Source organism: Pseudomonas sp. GW823-FHT03E05 (genome assembly GCF_058796855.1).
On sequence record NZ_JBXAJB010000001.1, the window covers coordinates 735,376 to 749,903 of the forward strand.

The 14,528-nt window shown below is 67.6% G+C and carries 12 protein-coding genes; 9 read left to right on the plus strand and 3 right to left on the minus strand.

The genetic code is table 11. From position 1 onward, the window contains the following. Nucleotides 1-20 precede the first annotated feature (20 nt). Complete coding sequence (locus AC1RCO_RS03250) at nucleotides 21-344, plus strand: isochorismate lyase (protein WP_026020138.1); 324 nt, start codon at nucleotides 21-23, stop codon at nucleotides 342-344. Beyond that, entirely contained in the window at nucleotides 337-1,770 is a 1,434-nt protein-coding gene (locus AC1RCO_RS03255) for an isochorismate synthase (RefSeq protein ID WP_492617383.1), read from the plus strand. The genes AC1RCO_RS03250 and AC1RCO_RS03255 overlap by 8 nt, the downstream gene beginning before the upstream one ends. A gap of 175 nt (nucleotides 1,771-1,945) precedes the next feature. Here the strand turns inward: AC1RCO_RS03255 and AC1RCO_RS03260 are convergent, their stop codons facing one another. Continuing rightward, nucleotides 1,946-2,887: an alpha/beta hydrolase gene (locus AC1RCO_RS03260; RefSeq protein WP_047287379.1), complete on the minus strand. Its 942-nt coding sequence runs from the start codon at nucleotides 2,885-2,887 to the stop codon at nucleotides 1,946-1,948. Between the two features lie 200 nt (nucleotides 2,888-3,087). Here AC1RCO_RS03260 and AC1RCO_RS03265 point away from each other — a divergent pair, with 200 nt between their 5' ends. The 3 genes from AC1RCO_RS03265 to AC1RCO_RS03275 all read left to right on the plus strand — a co-directional run bounded on the left by AC1RCO_RS03265 (nucleotide 3,088) and on the right by AC1RCO_RS03275 (nucleotide 7,065). Next, nucleotides 3,088-4,059, plus strand: a complete 972-nt coding sequence (locus AC1RCO_RS03265) for a bifunctional helix-turn-helix transcriptional regulator/GNAT family N-acetyltransferase (RefSeq protein WP_492617384.1) — start codon at nucleotides 3,088-3,090, stop codon at nucleotides 4,057-4,059. 216 nt (nucleotides 4,060-4,275) lie between these two features. Further along, nucleotides 4,276-5,283, plus strand: a complete 1,008-nt coding sequence (locus AC1RCO_RS03270) for a zinc-dependent alcohol dehydrogenase family protein (protein WP_492617385.1) — start codon at nucleotides 4,276-4,278, stop codon at nucleotides 5,281-5,283. Nucleotides 5,284-5,739: 456 nt separating this feature from the next. Continuing rightward, nucleotides 5,740-7,065 (plus strand): MFS transporter, encoded by a 1,326-nt coding sequence (locus tag AC1RCO_RS03275; RefSeq protein ID WP_072441488.1) that lies wholly within the window; start codon nucleotides 5,740-5,742, stop codon nucleotides 7,063-7,065. Nucleotides 7,066-7,082: 17 nt separating this feature from the next. Here AC1RCO_RS03275 and AC1RCO_RS03280 read toward each other — a convergent pair whose 3' ends face one another. After that, nucleotides 7,083-7,664: a hypothetical protein gene (locus tag AC1RCO_RS03280; protein WP_401154097.1), complete on the minus strand. Its 582-nt coding sequence runs from the start codon at nucleotides 7,662-7,664 to the stop codon at nucleotides 7,083-7,085. Between the two features lie 109 nt (nucleotides 7,665-7,773). Next, complete coding sequence (locus AC1RCO_RS03285) at nucleotides 7,774-8,670, minus strand: LysR family transcriptional regulator (RefSeq protein WP_401154099.1); 897 nt, start codon at nucleotides 8,668-8,670, stop codon at nucleotides 7,774-7,776. Between the two features lie 115 nt (nucleotides 8,671-8,785). On the opposite strand from AC1RCO_RS03285, the gene mdlC reads away from it, so the two are divergent. From mdlC to AC1RCO_RS03305, 4 genes are all read left to right on the plus strand, one after another. Next, nucleotides 8,786-10,372, plus strand: coding sequence for a benzoylformate decarboxylase (gene mdlC / locus AC1RCO_RS03290; RefSeq protein ID WP_125063016.1), 1,587 nt, complete (start codon nucleotides 8,786-8,788; stop codon nucleotides 10,370-10,372). 81 nt (nucleotides 10,373-10,453) lie between these two features. Continuing rightward, nucleotides 10,454-11,845 (plus strand): MFS transporter, encoded by a 1,392-nt coding sequence (locus AC1RCO_RS03295; RefSeq protein WP_015635941.1) that lies wholly within the window; start codon nucleotides 10,454-10,456, stop codon nucleotides 11,843-11,845. Between the two features lie 43 nt (nucleotides 11,846-11,888). After that, nucleotides 11,889-12,812: a ketopantoate reductase family protein gene (locus AC1RCO_RS03300; protein WP_041118691.1), complete on the plus strand. Its 924-nt coding sequence runs from the start codon at nucleotides 11,889-11,891 to the stop codon at nucleotides 12,810-12,812. A gap of 138 nt (nucleotides 12,813-12,950) precedes the next feature. Beyond that, entirely contained in the window at nucleotides 12,951-14,426 is a 1,476-nt protein-coding gene (locus AC1RCO_RS03305) for an aldehyde dehydrogenase family protein (protein WP_011061755.1), read from the plus strand. Nucleotides 14,427-14,528: the final 102 nt, after the last annotated feature.

Sequence of the window (14,528 nt, forward strand, 5' to 3'; positions counted from 1 at the left end):
TTCCCTTGGTAGACCCCGACATGAAGACACCCGAGCAGTGCAGCGGCCTGGACGACGTCCGCTGCGGTATCGACGCCATGGACCAGCAGATCATCCAGGCCCTGGGCCGGCGCCTGGCCTACGTCAAGGCGGCGGCGCAGTTCAAGCCGACCGAGGACAGCATCGCCGCCCCGGAGCGGGTTGCGGCGATGCTCCCGCAACGTCGGCAATGGGCCGAGCAGGCGAGCCTGGACCCGATGTTCGTGGTGCCGCTGTTTGCCCAGATCATCCACTGGAACATTGCCCAGCAAGTGCGCCACTGGCGCCGTCAGCACGGGCTGGATCAAGGAGCCCAAGATGAGTGAATCCTGCCTGTCCGGCTTGACCTGGGCCCTGCGCAAGGGCGAATCCCTGGCCCGGCGCAGAGGTCGGGCGGTGCTGGTGGTGTACAGCCTGGCCGCCGAGCGCCTGGAGCCGCTGCGGCTGTTTGCCGCCAACCGCCAGGTGTTCGGCCAGAGCCTGTTCTGGTCCAGCGACCAGGGCGCCCTGGCCCTGGCCGGGTTCGGCTGCACCGAAGAAATCAGCCCGCCGGCCGCCGAGCGTTTTGCCGCCAGTACCCAGGCCTGGCGCCAGTTGCTGCTGCAGGCCCATCAGGTCGGGCCCAAGCGGGCCTACCTGTGCGGCGGCTTTGCCTTCGACCCCCAGGGCCCGCGCAGTGCCCAGTGGCAGTCGTTCGCCGCCACGTCCCTGGTGCTGCCGCGGATCCTGCTGCTGCGCGAAGGCGAGCAGCAGCACTGGCTGTTCAGCCTGTGGGTCGAGCCCGGCGCCGACGTGGCCCAGTGCGCCAGTGCCCTGGAGGCGGAGTGGGCCCTGTTGCAGGCGCGCTATACCCACGCCCCCTTGGCACAGATGCCCGTTGGCACCCAGGCCGAGGACGACACCCAGGCCGCCGGCCGCTGGCAGGACTGCGTGGCCCGAGCCATCGCGCGAATCCAGGGCGGCGAGCTGAGCAAGGTAGTACTGGCCCGGGAAGTCTGCCTGCGGGCGAGCCGCAGCATTCCTTGCGGGCCGCTGCTGGAAAACCTCAGGGCGGCCTATCCCCAGGCCTTCCTGTTCGCCTTCAGCCGTGGCGACAGCTGCTTTCTCGGCGCCACGCCGGAACGCCTGGTACGCCTGGCCCGCGGCACCCTCAACACCGTGGCCCTGGCGGGCACCTGCGCGCGCGGCCAGCATGAGCAGCAGGACGCGGAACTGGGCCAGGCCCTGATGGACAGCGCCAAGGACCGCCATGAACACGCCCTGGTGGTGCAGACCCTGCGCGAAGCCCTGCAGCCCTACTGCGCGATGCTGGAGATTCCCCCGCAGCCGCAACTGCACCGCCTGGCCCACGTCCAGCACCTGCTGACCCCGGTGCTGGGGCGGTTGCGGCCCCAGGTCGATCTGCTGCAAGTGGTGGATGCCCTGCACCCGACCCCGGCGGTGGGCGGCCTGCCTCGGGGCAAGGCCCTGGGCTATATCCGCGAGCATGAGCAACTGGACCGCGGCTGGTACGCCGCCCCGGTGGGCTGGCTGAACGCCGAGGGCGATGGCGAGTTTGCCGTGGCCTTGCGTTCCGCCCTGATCCGCGGCAACCAGGCGCACCTGTTTGCCGGTTGCGGCATCGTCGGCGAGTCGGACCCGGCGAGCGAATACCAGGAAACCTGCCTGAAGTTGCGCACCATCGGCGAAGCCCTGCGCCCGCCACCGGCCGCGCCGAGCGTGGCAGCGAGCGGCGGCCAGAGCGCCTCGTAGCCCTCGTGCGGACCTCTTCGCAGGCAAGCCAGCTCCTACGGATGAACGGTGTGCACCTGTAGGAGCCGGCTTGCCAGCGAACCGCGCAGCGGCCAGCGGACGAGGTTCATGGCGAAGCAATGGGGCGCTCATGTGGGCCTCTTCGCTGGCAAGCCAGCACCTACGCAAGCTCGCGTCAGCTGGTGGGGATGGCGTTGGCTGTCGGGCCGGCGAGGTTGTGGCCGGGCTTGGCCCGCAGCAGGGCGTTGATGGCCTGGCCGTAGCCCTTGCCCGCCAGGCTCATGCTGTTGTTGTGGGTGCCGCCGGGCACCAGCAGCAGTTTCTTCGGCTCCAGGGCGGCCTGGAACAATTCCTTGCTCAGGCGCGGCGGCACGTAGTCGTCCTTCAGGCCGTGCACCACCAGCAGCGGCATGCCGATCTCGCGGATCTTGTCGATGGAGTCGAACTTCTGCGACATCACCCAGCGCACCGGCAGGGAGGTCTTGGTCACCGCCGCGGCAGCGTCGGCCAGGGTAGTGAAGGTGGATTCGACGATCAGCCCGCGAGCGGCGGTCGGCGCCTTGGCGCTGGCGGCCTGGCGTCCCAGTTCGGCGGCCAGGTCGATGGCCACCGCGCCGCCCAGGGAATGGCCGTAGATCAGGCGCTTGCTGGCGTCGGGCTGCAAGACCTTGAGCCGCTCCCAGGCGATGCGCGCGTCTTCATACACGCTGCTTTCCGAGGGCAGGTCGCCGTGGCTCTGGCCAAAGCCGCGGTAGTCGATGGCCAGCACCGAGTAACCCAGGGCATGCAACTGCTCGATGCGAAACAGCTGGCCAGTGAGGTTCCAGCGGACCCCGTGCAGGTAGAGGATCGCCGGGGCATCGGCGCGTTGCGCCGGCCACCACCAGGCGTGGATGTTCTGCCCGGCCTTGAAGCTTTTCGGCTTGAGTTCGAATTCCTGCACCGTGCTCGGCAGGCCGCGATACCAGCCGGCGGTGCCGGGCTCGATGCGAAACACCAGTTGGCGTTCCTTGTGTTCGAGCACCGCGCAGCTCACCGGCAGGCCGACCACCAGCGCGGCCATGCACAGCAGGGAAAACCAGCGACGGCGCAGGCGCTGGGGCAGGGTTGGGGACATGGAAGGCTTCACCGCAGGACAGTCGAAAACGCGTTTTAACAGATGTGCCGGTACGGCTGTAGACATTTCGGCGCAGCGGCAGCAGGGATGGGTTAGCCGATGTTTCACAGGCGTGGCGCAAGTAGTGATTGAAACAGGCGATGGGTAGGCTATATGGTTGCATGGTACAACTAAATCGGTCCCTGTCGAGGTGCTGCGCCATGCCCGTCGAATCTTCCGAACTCATCCCGCAACTGCGCCAGGCCTCCCGGCAGATGGTCCGCGAGCTGGGCTTCATGCAGGCCACCCTGGCCGCCACCGACTACCCGCCCTCGGCGGTGCACGCACTGCTGGAGATCGGCCAGGGCAATGCCCTGACCGCCGGTGACCTGGTGACCCTGCTGGGCCTGGAGAAATCCAGCGTCAGCCGCCTGGTGCGCAAGCTGGTGGACGCCGGCGAGATCAGCGAGCAGGCCCATGACCAGGACGCCCGCTCTAAGAAGCTGCAGCTCAGCGCCCGGGGGCGCCAGACCCTGGCCGGCATCGACCGTTTCGCCCAGGCCCAGGTGGCCGCGGCCCTGGCCCACCTGAGCCCGGCACAGCAGCGCAGCGCCTGTGCGGGCATCGCCGACTACGCCCGGGCATTGCGTGCGGTGCGGCTGGGAGACGTGCCCGAACAGCCGGAGCGCTGCTCCATCGCCCGTGGCTACCGGCCCGGAGTGATTGGCCGCATCGCCGAAATGCACGCCCGTTACTACGCGGATCTGGCGGGTTTCGGCCAGCCTTTCGAAAGCCTGGTGGCGCGGGACATGGCCGAATTGATGGGGCGTTTGCACAACCCGCGCAATGAAGTCTGGGTGGCGCTGCAGGGGGAACGGATTGTCGGTTCCATCGCCATTGATGGGGAGGGCGAGGGCGGCGAGGCGCTCCTGCGTTGCTTCATTCTCGATGAGGCCGCCCGCGGCCAGGGGCTGGGCCGGCGGCTGCTGGTCGAGGCCCTGGGCTTTTGTGACCAGTGGGGTTTTGCCGCCACCCGGCTGTGGACCTTCAAGGGCCTGGATGCGGCGCGCGCGTTGTATGAGGAACAGGGCTTTGTGCTGGTGCAGGAGCAAGAGGGCGAGCAATGGGGCGCGCCAGTGACCGAGCAGTGTTTTGTGCGAGCAAGGGTGGCGCAGCGCGACACAATCCGCTGAGCGCTGTAGCCGCTGCTGAGCCTGCGAAGCTGCGCAAAGGCCCGCAGGGCCTTGCCTGGCGGTCCCGAGCCGAGCCTTTGGCGGCCCTGAAAACCTGCGTCTGCTGCGTCGGAATGCCGCCCAAGCCGTTCGCAGCCTTGTGCAGCGGCTACAGATAGCCGGTACTGGTGGTAGGGTTAGCCCCCTGATGATTATCGATCTGTGGAGAAGCATCCCATGCAAGCCATCAAGCTCAGCCTGCCGGCATCCCTGGACAACCTGAAGCGCGTGGAGCTGGCAGACCCCGGCCAGCCCGGCGCCGGGCAGATCCGCGTGCGTATCCATGCCTGTTCCTTGAACTTCCACGATTACGCCGTGGTGACCGGCGCGCTGCCTACCGCCGACGGGCGGATTCCCATGGCCGATGGCGCCGGGGTCGTGGAAGCGGTGGGCGAGGGCGTCAGCGAGTTCAAGGTGGGCGATGCGGTGGTGTCCTGCTTCTTTCCCCATTGGCACGATGGCGGCCCGGCGATCGCCGATTTCAGCACCACCCCGGGCGATGGCGTCGACGGTTACGCCCGTGAAGTGGTGATCCAGCCCAGCCACTGGTTCACCCATGCGCCCAAGGGCTACAGCCATGCCGAGGCGGCGACCCTGACCACCGCCGGCCTGACTGCCTGGCGCGCACTGGTGGTGGACGGCGCGCTCAAGGCCGGGGAAACCGTGCTGGTGCTGGGCACCGGCGGGGTGTCGATCTTCGCCCTGCAACTGGCCAAGGCCATGGGCGCCACGGTGATCGCCACCTCCTCCTCGGACGCCAAGCTGGCCAAGGTGCGCGAGCTGGGGGCCGACCATACCCTCAACTACCGTACCCACCCCGAGTGGGGCGCTGAAGTGCTCGAGCTCACCGGCGGCCGCGGCGTCGATCACGTGGTGGAAGTCGGTGGCCCGGGCACCTTGCCGCAGTCGATCAACGCGTGCCGCATTGGCGGGCACATCGCCCTGATCGGCGTGCTCACCGGCTGGGCCGGACCGGTGCCGACCGCGGCGCTGATGGCCAGGCAACAGCGCCTGCAGGGGCTGATCGTCGGCAGCCGCCAGCAGCAGATCGAAATGGTCCGGGGCCTGGAAGCCACCGGCATCAAGCCGATCATCGACAGCACCTTCCCCCTGGCGGATATCGCCAAGGCCTTCGCCCATGAAGCCTCGGGCGCGCACCTGGGGAAAATCTGCCTGAGCCTCTGAAGCGATGCCGCAACCCGGGCCCAGCCTACTGATCGGATCCCCTGGGGATCCGATCTCCGTCGCCGCTGCTGCAGGTGGCGACAGAAGGCGCAGCGCCTGCCTGCCCCAGCCAGCCACTCACAAACAGTTGATCCATGCTAATGGATCCAAAAATAAAGCCATTATCTAAAGGCTTCATCGTTTACAGCGTGAAAAGTCGATAGTGCGCGATAATCGCCCATAAAAAGCACTATTCGCGTGTCTCTCTATTGTTTGTGGATCCATTAATTGATTGATTAGGCCCCTGGCGATGGCAGGAACCTTCCTGGCCGTCCCCGCATAACAATTACAAGAAAAGGGTTTCGTCATGCGCGTTCTCCCAAGGGCACGGGCCGTTCTCGGTCCTGCGTGCCACCTGCCTGTGTGCCTGTCCGTCCCCGCGCTTTGCGCGTCCAGCCCGAGCATGGGAGGACGGCCATGAACCACGATCTCAAGCAACGGGTCGACCAAGGCCCGATGGGCTCCTTCCAGTGCCTGGCGATCGGTATCTGCATCGTCCTCAACATGATCGACGGCTTCGATGTGCTGGTGATGGCCTTCACCGCCGCTTCGGTGTCCGCCGAGTGGCAACTCAACGGGGCGCAGATCGGTCTGCTGCTCAGTGCCGGTCTGTTCGGCATGGCCGCCGGTTCGCTGTTTATCGCGCCCTGGGCCGACCGCTTCGGGCGCCGGCCGCTGATCCTGTTCTGCCTGCTGCTGTCGGGTGTCGGCATGCTGCTTTCGGCCGGCAGCCAGAGCCCTTTGCAACTGGCGCTGTTGCGCGGCCTGACCGGCCTGGGCATCGGCGGCATCCTGGCCAGCAGCAACGTGATCGCCGCCGAGTATTCCAGCCGCCGCTGGCGCGGCCTGGCGGTCAGCCTGCAATCCACCGGCTATGCCCTGGGCGCGACCCTGGGCGGGCTGCTGGCGGTGTGGCTATTGACTCATTGGGGCTGGCGCTCGGTGTTCCTGTTCGGCGGCATCGTCACCTTGCTGGTGATCCCCCTGGTGCTGCTCTGGCTCCCCGAATCCCTGGACTTTCTCCTGGCCCGGCGGCCGGCCGATGCCCTGGCGCGAATCAATCGCCTGGCCGGGCGCCTGGGCCATCCGCAACTGCTGCAAATGCCCGCGGCAGCGGTACGCGAGCAGGGCGCCGGCAGCGGTTTTGGCCAACTGTTCGCCGGGCCGATGCGGCGCACCACGCTGCTGATCTGGCTGCTGTTTTTCCTGGTGATGTTCGGTTTCTACTTCGTCATGAGCTGGACCCCGAAACTGCTGGTGGCCGCCGGGCTCTCGGCGCAGCAGGGGATCACCGGCGGGGTGCTGCTGAGTGTCGGCGGGATCTTCGGCGCGGCGCTGGTCGGTGGCTTGTCCTCGCGCTGGCCGCTGACCCGGGTGCTGTCGCTGTTCATGCTGGTGACCGCCGGGCTGCTGGTGCTGTTCGTCGGCTCGGCCTCCTCGATTGCCGCGGCCCTGGGCCTGGGGCTGCTGATCGGGCTGTTCGCCAACGGCTGCGTGGCCGGGCTCTACGCCCTGTCACCGGTGGTCTACGACGCTTCGGTACGGGCCACCGGGGTCGGTTGGGGGATCGGCATCGGGCGCATGGGCGCGATTGTCTCGCCCACGGTGGCCGGGGTGTTGCTGGATGCCGGCTGGCAGCCGCTGCACCTGTACGCAGTGTTTGCCGTGGTCTTCGTGCTGGCGGCCGCTTGCCTGTTGCTGCTGCGGCCGGTATCGGCGCAACCGCAGCCGGCCCTGGCCTAGTGTGGCCAGGGTGGGGGTTAAAAGATCGAGTCCCGGTCCTTGCGGGTAAAGGCACTGATCCGGGTGTAGCGCCCGTTGACCGATTCGACGTTCAGGTTGCCATTGAAGTCGGGATAGCTCACGCGCCCGCTGGACAGCGGCAGCAGCGCCACCTTGAGCTTTTCCACGGGGATCGAGGTGAACTTCAGGTCGGCGATGTTCGGCGCCATGTGGGGCAGGGCATAGCGGGCGCTTTTCAGCTCGCCGACATAGCTGAAGATCATCGGCGTGGTGTAGTCCTGGGTGCGCGGGCGATAGGTGGAGGAGTAACCGACGATGCTCAGGGTGCGGCCCTTGATCTCGACGAACATGAAGGTCGGCGTGCGCTCGGTGATCCGGGTGCTGTCTTCCAGCAGCGCCCTGGCTTCGGCGGCGCTGATCAGGCTGTTGTCTTCACCGCTGAAGCCGTAGGCATGAAAACCGTTGAGCTCGGTCATGGCGCGCAGCAGCAGTTCCTTCGACGGGTCCGGGTGCATCCAGCGCACGTTGGGGCCACAGGCGCTCAGCAGCAAGCTGATGCAAATGGTCAGGAAAACTAAAGGCAGGGAGCGGGTGCTCATGGTGGTCAGAGTCCTTTCAAGAGAGGTGCCTGGTTGTGGCCCAGGCCGGCCATGGTCGCCCAAGGGATGGGCGGTTGTCAGCACGGCCCGGCAAAGTGCGGGCGCTGTTTCAACACTGGCCGTCGATGATCGCCGCGGCCACGGCCTGGCGGAACCAGCTCAGGGCGGCGGAGCTGTCGCTGTTGGGGTGCCAGTGCAGCGAGACTTCGAACTCCCCCACGGAAAACGGCAGTTCCAGTTGCCGCAGGCCGCCTTCGAGGGTGAACAGGCGGGCGATCTGCGCTGGCAGCACGGTCAGCAGGTCGGTGCCGGGCAGCACTTTGGGCAGCACCGAGAAGTGCGGCACGTGCAGGCTGATGCGGCGCCGGGCGCCCATCTGCTTGAGCACGTCCTCGACGCTGCCGTGGCCGGTGGTGCGGGTCACGGCGATGTGCCGCTCGGCGAGGAACTGCTCCAGGCTCAGCTGGGTGCCGATGCGCGGATGACGGTCGCTGAGCAGGCACACGTAGCGCTCGCGGATCAGCACCTGGCTGCGGGTGCCGGTCAAGGGTTTGCGGCAGATCAGCGCGTCGACCTTGGCGCTGCTGAGCCACTCGCCGGCCTGGTCCACCTGCAGCGGCAGGACTTCGACTTCGGCCTCGGGGGCCTGCTGGTTCAGGCGCGCCAGGATCAGCGGCAGGAAGCCCATTTCGCCAAGGTCGGAGAGGGCGATGCGAAAGCGCCGTTCGGTGGTCGCCGGGTCGAAGCGCCGGGTGCTGTGCACGGTGTTCTCGATCCGCGTCAGGGATTCGCGAAAGGCCGGGTACAGCTCATCGGCCAACTGGCTGGGCTGGATGCCGTCCCGGGTGCGGCTGAACAGGCCGTCGTCGAACAGCTCGCGCAGCCGCGCCAGGCCGTAGCTGACCGAGGGCTGGGTGACGAACAGGCGCTCGGCGGCCAGGGTCACGCTGCGGGCTTCGTAGAGGGTGACGAAGGTGCGGATCAGGTTCAGATCGATGTGGCTCATGCTGCCTCATGGATATAGACGGGTCTTATTTTTAATAGAGATAGTATCGATTTGATCAATTTCGTGGCGGCTGCAAGAGTAACTCAAATTCTAAAAAACAGCGGCAAAGGTCCATATGAAAACCGTCCATAGCGCCTCCTACGACATCCTGCGGCAACAAGGCCTGACCACCGTGTTCGGCAATCCGGGTTCCAACGAGCTGCCCTTTCTCAAGGGCTTCCCCGAAGACTTCCGCTACATCCTCGGCCTGCATGAAGGCGCGGTGGTGGGCATGGCCGACGGCTTCGCCCTGGCCAGCGGCCAGCCGGCCTTCGTCAACCTGCACGCCGCGGCCGGCACCGGCAATGGCATGGGCGCCCTGACCAATGCCTGGTACTCCCACAGCCCGTTGGTGATCACCGCCGGCCAGCAGGTGCGCTCGATGATCGGCGTCGAGGCGATGCTGGCCAACGTCGATGCACCGCAGCTGCCCAAGCCCCTGGTCAAGTGGAGCGCCGAGCCGGCCTGCGCCGAGGACGTGCCGCGGGCCCTGAGCCAGGCGATCCACATGGCCAACCAGGCGCCCAAGGGCCCGGTGTACCTGTCCATTCCCTACGACGACTGGGCCCGCCCGGCGCCGGCCGGGGTCGAGCATCTGGCCCGGCGCCAGGTGGCCACTGCCGGGCTGCCCTCGGCGGCGCAATTGCGTTCGCTGGTGCAGCGCCTGGCGGCAGCGCGCAACCCGGTGCTGGTGCTGGGGCCGGATGTGGATGGCAGCCAGAGCAACCACCTGGCCGTGCAACTGGCGGAGAAACTGCGCATGCCGGCCTGGGTCGCGCCGTCCGCTTCGCGCTGCCCGTTTCCCACCCGTCACCCGAGCTTTCGCGGGGTGCTGCCGGCAGCCATTGCCGGCATCAGCCGCTGCCTGGCGGACCATGACCTGATCCTGGTGGTGGGGGCCCCGGTATTCCGCTATCACCAGTTCGCCCCGGGGGACTACCTGCCCGCGGGCACCGAGCTGCTGCACATCACCTGCGACCCCGGCGAAGCGGCGCGTGCGCCCATGGGCGATGCGCTGGTGGGGGACATCGCCGAGACCCTGCAGGCCCTGGTCTGGGCGCTGCCGGATTGCGACCGGCCGCAGCCCCAGGCCTTGCCGCCGGCTGCTCCGGTCGAGGAGCTGGGCGGCCTGCTGCGCCCGGAAACCGTGTTCGACGTGATCGATGAGCTGGCGCCCAAGGACGCGATCTACGTCAAGGAGTCCACCTCCACCGTAGGCGCCTTCTGGCAGCGGGTGGAAATGCGCGAACCCGGCAGCTACTACTTCCCGGCCGCCGGTGGCCTGGGCTTCGGCCTGCCAGCGGCGGTGGGGGTGCAACTGGCCCGGCCGGACCGGCGGGTGATCGGAGTCATTGGCGACGGCTCGGCCAACTACGGTATCACCGCGCTGTGGACGGCCGCCCAGTACCAGATCCCGGTGGTGTTCATCATCCTCAAGAACGGCACCTATGGCGCCCTGCGCTGGTTCGCCGGTGTGCTGCAGGTCAGCGACGCCCCGGGCCTGGACGTGCCCGGCCTGGACTTCTGCGCCATCGGGCGCGGCTATGGCGTGCACTCGGTGCAGGCCAACACCCGCGAGGCGTTCGCCCAGGCCCTGAGTGAAGCCCTGGCAGGCGACCGCCCGGTACTGATCGAGGTGCCGACCCTGACCATCGAACCCTGAGGGCTGCCTTGTCGCCGGGCGCGAGCCCGGCCTTGCCAACCGCAACCTGCGGACTCACCAGAAGAATAAAAAGAGGTGGTTATGAACACGACTTCGGTCACTGCTGTGATAGATGACGCGCCCCAGCCGGCGCGTTCCGGTTCCACCCACGCCGACATCGGCACCTTGCTCGACCATGGCCCCTTCACCGGCATGCAGAAGCTGGTGGTGTTGCTGGCGGCGCTGTCCATCGTCATGGACGGCTTCGACGGCCAACTGATCGGCTTTGCCATTCCGCTGATGATCAAGGAGTGGGGCATCACCCGCGAGGCGTTCGCTCCGGCGGTGGCGGCCGGGCTGATAGGCATGGGCATCGGCAGTGCCTGTGCCGGTCTGTTTGCCGACCGGTTCGGCCGGCGCATGGCGATCATTGCCAGTGTCTTCGTGTTCGGTGCGGCCACTTGCGCCATTGGCCTGGCGCCCAATGCGCTGGCGGTGGCGGCCCTGCGTTTTATCGCCGGGCTGGGCATCGGTGGTGCGCTGCCCAGCGCCACCACGGTGACGGCCGAGTTCACCCCGGCGCGGCGGCGTACCCTGGCGGTGACGGCCACCATTGTCTGCGTGCCCCTGGGCGGGATGCTGGCGGGGTTGTTCGCCTCCCATGTGTTGCCGCTGTACGGCTGGCGCACCCTGTTTTTCATCGGCGGCAGCCTGCCCATCGTCCTGGGCTTTGCCTTGCTGGCGACGCTGCCGGAGTCGCCGCGCTTTCTGGCGCGCCGGCCCCAGCGCTGGAACGAGCTGGGTACCTTGCTCGGGCGCATGGGCCGGCCGATGGCGGCGGGGGTGGTCTACACCGATGCCCTGGAACAGAAGAGCGAGAAGCAGGGTGGTTTCCGCGCCTTGTTCGCCCTGGGCTACGGGCGTGACACCCTGGCCCTCTGGGTGGCGTTCTTCATGTGCCTGACCGCGGTCTACAGCGCCTTCAGCTGGCTGCCCACCATGCTGCTGTCCGAAGGCCTGGAGCTGTCGGTGGCCGGTTCCGGGCTGACCGCCTACAACCTGGGCGGGGTGATCGGGGCACTGGTGTGCGCGGTGGCCATCACTCGCTGGGGTTCGTTCTGGCCGCTGCTGATCTGCTGCGCCGGCGGCGCGGCCAGCGCCTTCCTGTTGCAGGTGGTGGACATCCACCAGGACACCGGGCTGCTGATCTTCGGCTTCGGCGTGCACGGCCTGTTCGTCAACGCCGTGCAGTCCACCATGTTTGCCCTGTGCGCCTTTATCTACCCCACCAGTGTGCGCGCCACCGGCACCGCATCGGCCCTGGCCTTCGGGCGCCTGGGGGCGATCCTCAGTGCCTTCGCCGGAGCCCTGGTGATTACCCAGGGCGGCGCCAACGGCTACCTCACGCTGCTGGGGTCGGTGATGGTCATGGCACTGCTGGCGCTGCTGATCGTGGGCCGGCACATTCCCCGGCGCCTGCCGGGCCAGTCATGAACGCGGCTCGGTGCATGAACCGGCCACTCAAACAGGAGGTTCGATGAACATCACCATTCTTGGCGCGGGCGCCATGGGTTCGCTGTTTGGCGGCCTGCTGGCGCAAAGCGGCCAGCAGGTAACCCTGCTGGACATCAACGACGGGCACCTTGCGGCGATCCGCAGCGACGGCCTGCTGCTGGCCACCGACAGCGGCGAGCGGCGCATTACCGGCCTGCACGCCTGCCGTCCGGAGCAGGCCACGGGGCACCCCGACCTGTTGCTGGTCTTCACCAAGACCCTGCACACCGACAGTGCCTTGCGCAGTGTCGCCGGGCATATCGCCGGCCACACCCTCGTACTGACCCTGCAGAACGGCCTGGGCAATGCCGAGGCGCTGTCCCGGCATGTGGCCCCGCAGCAGGTGCTGATCGGCATGACCAACTGGCCCGCCGACATGGTCGGGCCGGGGCAGGTGCATTCCCACGGCCAGGGCATGGTGCGGGTGCTGGCCCCAGGCAGCCGCGAGCGCAACGCCAGCCAGGAGGTGGCGGCGGTGCTGGACGCTGCCGGGTTGAACTGTGCGGTGGACCCGCAGGTCTGGACCTCTATCTGGGAGAAGGTGGCCTTCAACGCCGCCTTGAACAGCCTGTGCGCCGCCACCGGCTGCACCGTGGGCCAGCTGGACGCAGCGCCGGAAGGCGTGGCCCTGGCCCGGTCCATTGTGCTGGAGGTGGTGGCGGTGGCCAGGTCCCAGGGAATAGAACTGGATGCCCAGGGCTGCCTGGACAGTGTGGCGTTCGCCATTGCCCATCACCGCACCCACAAGCCTTCGATGTTGCAGGACGTGCTGGCAGGGCGGCCCACGGAGATCGGCTCCATCAATGGCCAGGTGCTGGAGCGGGCGCGGCAGGCGGGGGTGCCTGTGCCCCACACCGAAACCCTGCTGGGCCTGCTGCGCCTGATCGAAAAACGCGCCGCCTCGTAGGAGCCGGCTTGCCGGCGAAGAGGGCCTTGGGGCTTGTGTGGCGCTGGCGGGCGCCTTCGCTGGCAAGCCAGCTCCTGCATACGCCGGCTTTTGTGTGACACATCGGTTTATGAATGCTGTTCCATGAGGAGATTTTCCATGAGTGATTCCAACGCGGTCTATCGCGATCTGCACCTGCAACCCATCGCCGGACAGTGGCGCGCCGGCGCCTCCGGCAAGACCCTGGTGGTGAGCAATCCATTCGACGGTGCACAGCTGCTGGAACTGGCCCAGGCCAACCGCAGCGACCTGGACGCGGCCTACGCCAAGGCCGCCCAGGTGCAGCCGCAATGGGCGGCCCTGGGCCCGTCCCAGCGCGCGGCGGTGCTGCACCAGGCGGTGGCGATCTTCGACCGGCGCCAGGAGGAAATTGTCGACTGGATCATTCGCGAATCCGGCAGCACGCGGATCAAGGCCCTGGCCGAGTGGGGCGCGGCGCGGGCCATCACCCTGGAGGCGGCGTCCTTCCCGGCGCGGGTCCACGGGCGGATTGTCGAATCCGATGTGCCGGGCAAGGAAAGCCGGGTGTACCGCAGCGCCCTGGGGGTGGTCGGAGTGATCAGCCCGTGGAACTTCCCGCTGCACCTGACCCAGCGCTCCATCGCCCCGGCCCTGGCCCTGGGCAACGCGGTGGTGGTCAAGCCCGCCAGCGATACGCCGGTGTGCGGCGGCCTGCTGCTGGCCAGGATCTTCGAGGAAGCGGGCCTGCCCGCCGGGGTGTTCAGCGTGGTGGTGGGGGCCGGTAGCGAGATCGGCGATGCCTTTGTCGAGCACCCGGTGCCGGCGCTGATCACCTTCACCGGCTCGACCCCGGTGGGGCGCGGCATCGGCCGCATCGCCAGTGGCGGCGAGCACCTCAAGCACGTGGCGCTTGAATTGGGGGGCAACAGCCCGTTCGTGGTACTGGACGATGCCGACCTGGAACAGGCGGTGAACGCCGCGGTGTTCGGCAAGTTCCTGCACCAGGGGCAGATCTGCATGGCGATCAACCGCATCATCGTCGACGAGCGCCTCTATGACGCCTTCGCCCAGCGCTTCGTGGCCCGGGTCAAGCAGCTCAAGGTGGGGGATCCGCAATCGCTGGACACAGTGATCGGCCCGGTGATCAACGCCCGCCAGTTGCAGGGCCTGCAGGACAAGATCGCCCTGGCCCGCGAGCAGGGCGCCGAGCCACTGTACGAGGGCGGGCAGAACGGCAACCTGCTGGCGCCCCATGTGTACGGCGAAGTGCGTGCCGACATGGACCTGGCGCGCAATGAAATCTTCGGCCCGCTGGTGGGGCTGCTGCGCGCCCGGGACGAAGCCCATGCCCTGGAGCTGGCCAACGACAGCGAATTCGGCCTGGCCAGCGCGGTGTTCACCGGCAACCTGGAGCGCGGGGTGAACTTCGCCCGGCAGGTGCGCGCCGGCATGACCCACATCAACGATGTGCCGGTGAACGACGAGGCCAACGCGCCCTTCGGTGGCGAGAAGAACTCCGGCCTTGGGCGCTTCAACGGCGACTGGGCGATCGATGAATTCACCCGGGACCACTGGATCAGCCTGCAGCACCGGCCGCGTCAGTATCCCTTCTGACCCGGCACCTTTGAATAACGCCCGGCCCCCCTGGCCGGGCTTTTGAGCATCCGTGAGCGCGCGGGCCCTTGTCGGCCTGTCGGGCACGGCTGCGCCTATGAA

Bases quoted from the DNA above. Each gene is read 5' to 3' on its own strand.
- AC1RCO_RS03260 (WP_047287379.1), bottom strand. From the start codon at position 2,887: ATGTCCCCAACCCTGCCCCAGCGCCTGCGCCGTCGCTGGTTTTCCCTG.
- AC1RCO_RS03295 (WP_015635941.1), top strand. From the start codon at position 10,454: ATGAACACGACTTCGGTCACTGCTGTGATAGATGACGCGCCCCAGCCG.
- AC1RCO_RS03250 (WP_026020138.1), top strand. From the start codon at position 21: ATGAAGACACCCGAGCAGTGCAGCGGCCTGGACGACGTCCGCTGCGGT.
- AC1RCO_RS03305 (WP_011061755.1), top strand. From the start codon at position 12,951: ATGAGTGATTCCAACGCGGTCTATCGCGATCTGCACCTGCAACCCATC.
- AC1RCO_RS03265 (WP_492617384.1), top strand. From the start codon at position 3,088: ATGCCCGTCGAATCTTCCGAACTCATCCCGCAACTGCGCCAGGCCTCC.
- AC1RCO_RS03255 (WP_492617383.1), top strand. From the start codon at position 337: ATGAGTGAATCCTGCCTGTCCGGCTTGACCTGGGCCCTGCGCAAGGGC.
- AC1RCO_RS03275 (WP_072441488.1), top strand. From the start codon at position 5,740: ATGAACCACGATCTCAAGCAACGGGTCGACCAAGGCCCGATGGGCTCC.
- mdlC (WP_125063016.1), top strand. From the start codon at position 8,786: ATGAAAACCGTCCATAGCGCCTCCTACGACATCCTGCGGCAACAAGGC.
- AC1RCO_RS03270 (WP_492617385.1), top strand. From the start codon at position 4,276: ATGCAAGCCATCAAGCTCAGCCTGCCGGCATCCCTGGACAACCTGAAG.
- AC1RCO_RS03285 (WP_401154099.1), bottom strand. From the start codon at position 8,670: ATGAGCCACATCGATCTGAACCTGATCCGCACCTTCGTCACCCTCTAC.
- AC1RCO_RS03300 (WP_041118691.1), top strand. From the start codon at position 11,889: ATGAACATCACCATTCTTGGCGCGGGCGCCATGGGTTCGCTGTTTGGC.
- AC1RCO_RS03280 (WP_401154097.1), bottom strand. From the start codon at position 7,664: ATGAGCACCCGCTCCCTGCCTTTAGTTTTCCTGACCATTTGCATCAGC.